Source organism: Pseudovibrio sp. POLY-S9 (assembly GCF_001431305.1).
GTDB lineage: Bacteria > Pseudomonadota > Alphaproteobacteria > Rhizobiales > Stappiaceae > Pseudovibrio.
The window spans coordinates 58,612-65,215 of record NZ_LCWX01000231.1; the positions used below are offsets into that span (position 1 = coordinate 58,612).

The 6,604-nt window shown below is 49.9% G+C and carries 5 protein-coding genes; 4 read left to right on the plus strand and 1 reads right to left on the minus strand.

Annotation, left to right across the window (positions count from 1 at the left end):
• Nucleotides 1-7: 7 nt before the first annotated feature.
• Complete coding sequence (locus tag PPL9_RS24010) at nucleotides 8-901, minus strand: TIM barrel protein (protein WP_057465085.1); 894 nt, start codon at nucleotides 899-901, stop codon at nucleotides 8-10.
• A 587-nt stretch (nucleotides 902-1,488) separates the two neighbouring features.
• On the opposite strand from PPL9_RS24010, the gene iolD reads away from it, so the two are divergent.
• From iolD to PPL9_RS24030, 4 genes are read left to right on the plus strand one after another with little or no spacing between them, the layout of a single operon-like run.
• Nucleotides 1,489-3,372: a 3D-(3,5/4)-trihydroxycyclohexane-1,2-dione acylhydrolase (decyclizing) gene (gene iolD, locus PPL9_RS24015; RefSeq protein ID WP_193776988.1), complete on the plus strand. Its 1,884-nt coding sequence runs from the start codon at nucleotides 1,489-1,491 to the stop codon at nucleotides 3,370-3,372.
• Complete coding sequence (iolC, locus tag PPL9_RS24020; protein WP_057465086.1) at nucleotides 3,372-4,376, plus strand: 5-dehydro-2-deoxygluconokinase; 1,005 nt, start codon at nucleotides 3,372-3,374, stop codon at nucleotides 4,374-4,376. The genes iolD and iolC overlap by 1 nt, the downstream gene beginning before the upstream one ends.
• 2 nt (nucleotides 4,377-4,378) lie before the next feature.
• Nucleotides 4,379-5,221: a 5-deoxy-glucuronate isomerase gene (locus tag PPL9_RS24025; RefSeq protein ID WP_057465087.1), complete on the plus strand. Its 843-nt coding sequence runs from the start codon at nucleotides 4,379-4,381 to the stop codon at nucleotides 5,219-5,221.
• Between the two features lie 10 nt (nucleotides 5,222-5,231).
• Entirely contained in the window at nucleotides 5,232-6,062 is an 831-nt protein-coding gene (locus PPL9_RS24030; RefSeq protein ID WP_057465088.1) for a class II fructose-bisphosphate aldolase, read from the plus strand.
• Nucleotides 6,063-6,604 lie beyond the last annotated feature (542 nt).

Here is a 6,604-nt window from a genome sequence, read left to right on the forward strand (position 1 = left end):
TGTTTCCTCAGTGAAAGCCAATGGATTCCAAGTAGTTACGATTGTGTTTAGCATCATCAATCGGAGATGTGTCACCTTGTGGGTCGCAGTCTTGCTCAACCGTACACCAGCCTTCAAAGCCTGCCTGGCGCAGTTTTTCAAGCACTGCTGGGAAATTCACTTCTCCCTCACCAAGGTTACAGAAAATCCCTTGAGCGCATGCGTCGTAAAAACCAATCCTGTTGGTTATAACCTCTGCCTTTACCGATGCCGATGTATCTTTGAAGTGCATGTAAGAAATGCGGTCCATATGGCGGTCCATGAATGCAACCGGATCAAAGCCAGCATATGTAGAGTGGCCAGTATCTAAACAGATTTTTAGTAACTCGGGATCGGTTTCAGCCAGGAGGCGTTCTAACTCACTCTCGAAGTCCATAAAGCCTGCGGCATGCGCGTGGATGCCGACTGTAAGGCCGTATTCTTCGGCCCCCATACGCGCAACTGTCATGATACGCTCTTTGAATGCAGTCCACTCCTGCAGATCCATTTGCTCGGCTTCACTCGCACGTCCGGCAGTTGGTGCCCTCCGTGGTGAAATTGAGTCAATCAGCACCAAATGCTCGGCATCATGAGCCTTCAGGGCTTCGCAGGTCCGCTTCGCGCCATCCCAAACATCCTCCCATGCTTTCGGATCATGAAACGGCCGGAAAACGACACCCCCAACCAGTTCCAGATCCCGCTTCACAAGCGCATCCTTCAGCACTGCCGGGTCCTCTGGCATATAACCAATCGGCCCAAGTTCGATGCCCTTGTAGCCCGCGGCGGCACATTGATCGAGAACGCTTTCCCAGCTCGGGTTACGTGCATCATCTGCGAACTCTACCCCCCATGAGCAGGGCGCATTACCAATTCTAATTCCCACGTTTCATCCCTTTGTTGTACTTAGAGCGATGTTGCTAATCTACTGGTGCCATCATGCTGCTGTGGCGGACTTATGTTCAGGCCGGAGGAGGGGTATGGAAAATTGAAAGCGGTTTCAATATGATTTGCCACAGCATTGACCAGACTGAAACTATATCGAACGTAAGGCCCTCTCATCTGAAAACCTGCAGCCTTTCTTTAAGCCCGAACCTCTGGAGAACATGAAGTCACGCAAACGACGTGTTCACATATGAACGGGCAAAAAAATCATTCTACACTCGATATAAACGCTATTTTTGCCCCTCTTACTGCGAACAGGTAGGTGTAACCCCTCCGAGCAATCCTAAGATCTGATCGCGAGAAAGATGCGGATAGTTCAGCGCAATCTCATAGATCTCTCACCTGTAGTTACCTCTCATCAGTGCAGTTCCAGTTGGGTCAAAATACATCTCCCAGAAAAGATTTGTTGCAACCGGTTGCAAAATAGGTATCCTTCAAAATTACCACGGCGTCAATAGACGAGTTGATGGGACCGCGAATTGTGGCGGAACAAGGCGACAATTGCAGGCGGAAGGAAATAGGGACACCATGACCACAAAAAGTGAAATCACCACTGGCACAATCCGTTTGACTATGGCGCAGGCGATCATCCGGTATCTTGCAAACCAGTACATAAGTATTGACGGTGACGAAGTGCTGCTCTGCGGAGGTGGGTTCGGAATTTTTGGTCACGGCAATGTGTCATGCTTGGGCGAGGCACTATATGAGCATCGCGATACACTTCCGCTTTATCGAGGTCAGAATGAACAAGGCATGGGCTTTGCCGCTGCAGCCTATGCCAAATATCATTTACGTAAGAGATTCATGTTCTGCACGGCTTCAGCAGGACCAGGCACAACAAACCTTGCCACATCAGCTGCGTTAGCACACACGAACAGGCTTCCAATGCTACTGTTATGTGGTGATGCGTTCATCTCAAGATTGCCGGACCCGGTGCTGCAACAGGTGGAGCATTATGGTAATCCGACTGCATCAGTGAATGATGCTTTCCGCGCAGTCTCCCGTTACTGGGACCGTATTACACATCCAGCACAGATCATTCAGTCGTTGCCTGCTGCGATAGCGACCATGCTTGACCCGGCTGATTGCGGTCCAGCGTTCCTGGGACTGCCACAGGATGTCCAAGGTTGGGCCTATGACTACCCTGTTGCTTTCTTCGAGAAAAAAGTTCACCGCATCCGTCGGCAGACACCTGATGAGTTGGAGCTTGATGACGCTATTGCACTCATTCAAGCCGCAAAAAAGCCTGTGATCATAGCAGGCGGTGGCGTGCAATATTCTGGTGCCGCGCAAGAATTGCTTGCGTTTGCTGAACAGACACAAATTCCGGTTATAGAAACAATAGCGGGCCGTGCAAACCTGCTGTCAGATCACGAGCTGAATTGCGGACCAGTCGGCGTAACAGGCTCAAACTCAGCAAATGCAATTGCTGCTGATGCTGACGTGGTTATTGCTGTTGGAACACGTTTGCAGGACTTTACCACCGGGTCATGGACCGCTTTCAGAAAAGATGCTCGGTTTGTTTCCCTTAATGCTGCTCGTCATGATGCAAGCAAGCATCGATCGCTCCCTGTCGTGGGTGATGCAAAATTAGGTTTGTCTGCGTTTATTGCATCCTTAAAGCTATACAAGGCTCCAGAGACGTGGACCGCATTTGCGCAACAGGAAAAGGCAGAGTGGCTCTCCTATGTGAAGCACAATGTTGACCCCGCAAATGGACCTAACAGCTATGCGCAGGTTATCGGTGCCGTAAACGACCTGTGTGACAACAATGACAGGGTTGTTGCAGCTGCAGGCGGCCTGCCTGCCGAAGTTACCGCTAACTGGCAAACCAAAGCCATCGGCTCGGTTGATGTCGAATTCGGCTTCTCATGCATGGGCTATGAGATTGCCGGCGGTTGGGGGGCACGTATTGCTCAATCCGAGAAAGAGCCCGATCAGGATACCATCGTGTTTACAGGTGACGGTTCCTACCTGCTCATGAACTCGGATATCTATTCCTCCGTCCTGACCGAAAAGAAGCTCATTGTCATGGTTTGCGACAATGGTGGCTTCGCCGTGATCAACAAACTTCAGAACAACACCGGCAACACCTCTTTCAACAATCTGATCAAAGATTCACCAACAATTACAAACCCTGTTGCAGTGGATTTTACTGCGCACGCAAGAGCTCAAGGCGCACTGGCAGAAACCGTAGAGACGATTGCAGAGCTGCGTGAAGCGTTCAAACGGGCAAAGGCAGCAGACCGAACCACGATCATTTCTATTCAGGTCGATCCTTATGAAGGATGGACACAGGAAGGTCATGCATGGTGGGAAGTTGGACTGCCCGAAGTTTCTAACAGTCAGAATGTACGCACCGCACGTGAAGAATGGGAAGTTGGTCGCATAAACCAGCGTGTGGGTGTGTAATGAACAGACTTTTGCAACAGCTACAGGGGAAAAGATATCTGGTTGTCGGGCGTGCAGGCATGGACCTCACGCCAGAACCTGCAGGCACATCAATTGAAGATGCGCAAACCATGTCTGTGCATCTGGGCGGATCTGCTGCAAACATTGCAGTCGCCCTGCGCCGGCAAGAATGCCACGTTTCGTTGCTGACCCGTGTTTCTGACGATGCAATCGGACGTTACTGCGTCAATCAATTGGAGCGGTACGGAATAGTTCACAAGTACGTCACCCCAATTGGCGGAGAATACAGAAACAGCCTTGCGCTCTCGGAAGCACGTTTGCTCGATCATCAGACGACCATTTACCGAAATGGTGCAGCAGATTTTATGATGAGCGAAGCCGATGTAGACGCTGTTGATTTCTCTCAGTTTGATGCAATCGTGACCACAGGAACTTTGCTGGCCTCCGAGCCATCTCGCACAGCGACTTTTTACGCCTTGGAGAAAGCAAAAGCTGAGGGATTGGTTTCGATTTTTGATATCGATTACCGCCCCTACAGTTGGGCATCCGCACAGGAAGCCACAGAGACATATAAACGCATGAGCTCACTCTGTGATGTCATTGTAGGGAATGACGAGGAGTTTGGTTTCATGGCTGGGAACATGGCTAATGGCCCGAAGTTTGCCCACGAACTTGCAAACAGATCTGACTGTATCTGCATTTACAAAATGGGCTCGAAAGGCTCAACCACCTACACTGAAAATGAGTCATTTCAGACCGGCATATTCACTGTTTCTGCAGTGAAGCCGACGGGTGCAGGAGATGCATTTCTAGGTGGTTTTCTATCCTCACTTTCAAATGGAAAGACCTTGCAGCAAAGCGTTTTTCGCGGGTCTGCCTGCGCAGCAATTGTGGTGTCCAAGGTTGGCTGTGCAACAGCAATGCCCGATGAAAAAGAGCTGGTGAGGTTTTTGAAACAACACAGCATTTCCGTAGAAGAAACATTGAGTTTGACGAAGGACTAAGCATGCATATCCCTCCATATAATAATCAGAATAAGCCCATCGTAGACGTTGATGATGCCCGCGTTCCGTTAAACTACTTCAACATCGTAAAGCTGAAGCAAGGGGAAGCATTCCACTATCAGGTTCCCGGTTATGAAACTTGCATCGTACCTGCAACTGGCTCGGTAAACGTTGAATGCGAAGGGTTGAACTGGAATGGAATAGGCGGTCGCGGCGTAGATGTTTGGGATGGCGAGCCTGAAGGGGTCTATATCCCGACCGGAGCGAAAACAACAATTGTTTGCGTCAGTGATGCCGCCGAAGTGTTCATCGCTGGAGCGCGATATGACGGTGTTCTGACACCATTTGCGGTGACATCATCTGACCTGGATGTTGTTCAGTACGGCTCAGATGACACGAAAACACATCGTAAAATCAAGCATATACTTGGAACTAAATATCACGATAAAGTTGGCCGTCTCTTGGTTTCCGAACTGTTTACTGTAGGGCAGGGCGGCTGGTCAGGATTTCCTCCTCATAAGCATGACACTGACAACTTGCCTTATGAGACACGGCATGACGAAACTTACAACTTCCGCTTCCGGCCCGGACACGGCTTTGGAATGCAGCTGCTTCAGAAAGAAGATGGGAAAGTCGGGGAAGCCTATCACATCGTAGATGGATCAACTCTTGTTATCGATAAGGGCTACCATCCTTGTGTCGCCGCACCGGGCTATGAAATGTATTACTTCACAATTCTCGGCGGCCTCAGTCAACGTTCACTGGTGCAGCATTTCCAGCCAACGCACGCATATCAGGTCGAAACGATCCCAGGCATCAAAGACATGATCGCCAAGTTTAAGTAGTGATACAGTAATGCCTATTGCAAACCTTAAAGACGTTTTAGCCCCAGCCATGAACAATGGGACAGCAGTTGCTGGCTTTGTTGTCTTAGGTTGGGAAGATGCACGTGCATTTGTGGAGGCTGCCGAAGAGATCGGCTGCCCGGTCATTCTGCAGGCAGGTCCTGGATGTCGCGCCCATACTCCATTGGAAGTTCTGGCGCCAATGTTTAGAGTTCTAGCTGAGACAGCCTCTGTTCCAGTGGTTGCTCATCTTGACCACGGCTACGAAGTAGAGGATTGCCTGAAAGCAATAGACCTTGGCTTTACTTCCGTCATGTTTGATGGCTCCAAGCTTCCTCTTGAGGAAAACATCCGCCTGATGCAGTCCATCGCTGCAAACGCTAAGCCACATGGTGTCTCTCTGGAAGGAGAAGTCGGCTTTGTTGGCTACGCTGAGGGTGCTGTGTCCTCAGGTACGAAACCAGAAGAAGCCGCGCAGTTTGCGAAGGAAAGTAATGCCGACGCGCTCGCAATCTCTGTCGGTAATGTGCACTTGCAACAAGAAAAAGCAGCAATGATCGATTTCGATCTGGTCCATGCCATTGAAAACGTCACCAACATTCCGCTCGTGCTACACGGAGGCTCTGGGATTCCTGCAAAAGTCAGGCAGAAACTGGCAAAAGAAACAAAGATCTGCAAGTTCAATATTGGTACCGAAGTTCGCATGGCCTTTGGGCAATCGCTTCGGAAAACTCTGAATGAGGACGCACAGATTTTTGACCGGATAAAACTCCTGACGCAAGCAGAAGAAAGCGTCAAACAGGCAGCTAAGAAAGTCATGCTGGATATAAGTATGGCATAGCATGTCTCGGTCTCGAGCAGATAGGCTCTTGAGAGGGTGATTAGCTTGCTCTTTCAGAGTGAATGAAAGGGAAAGTGGTGCATAAACAGCTGCGCCAATATAGAGATCTGCACTTCTCCATAGGGGGCGACAAGCAGTACCTCATTTTAAGGTTTGCGTTTCGTCACATAATCTTGGCAATTCACTCCAATGTTTTGAGCTTCAAATATGCGAGGTCATGGCTTTCAAGTGCGAGATGTACTCCTCGAAGATGCCGCAGATATCACTTTCGTTCTACGTGAAAGCACCTCCCAACTCCGTGATGCAGATCATAACAATGATCCATGCAAGGCTTCCAGATGGTTGGCTAACAAGACCCCTGCAACTGCGTTGCCACTTTAAAAGTCGCGTGTTTAGCGATCCGTCGGCGCAGGGGGCACTCGCGCCGTGGTGGTGAAGCAATAACAAAACATTGGATTTGCGAAGTGCGCACCTAATATTTTCCGCTGCAACTAGCGATCTAGTGCGCAAAGCCCCACCGCATACGATTGCGGCTCCGGAGG

What these genes read in the sequence shown, in the direction of transcription:
- iolD (WP_193776988.1), top strand. Translation starts at nt 1,489, where the DNA reads ATGACCACAAAAAGTGAAATCACCACTGGCACAATCCGTTTGACTATG.
- iolC (WP_057465086.1), top strand. Translation starts at nt 3,372, where the DNA reads ATGAACAGACTTTTGCAACAGCTACAGGGGAAAAGATATCTGGTTGTC.
- PPL9_RS24025 (WP_057465087.1), top strand. Translation starts at nt 4,379, where the DNA reads ATGCATATCCCTCCATATAATAATCAGAATAAGCCCATCGTAGACGTT.
- PPL9_RS24030 (WP_057465088.1), top strand. Translation starts at nt 5,232, where the DNA reads ATGCCTATTGCAAACCTTAAAGACGTTTTAGCCCCAGCCATGAACAAT.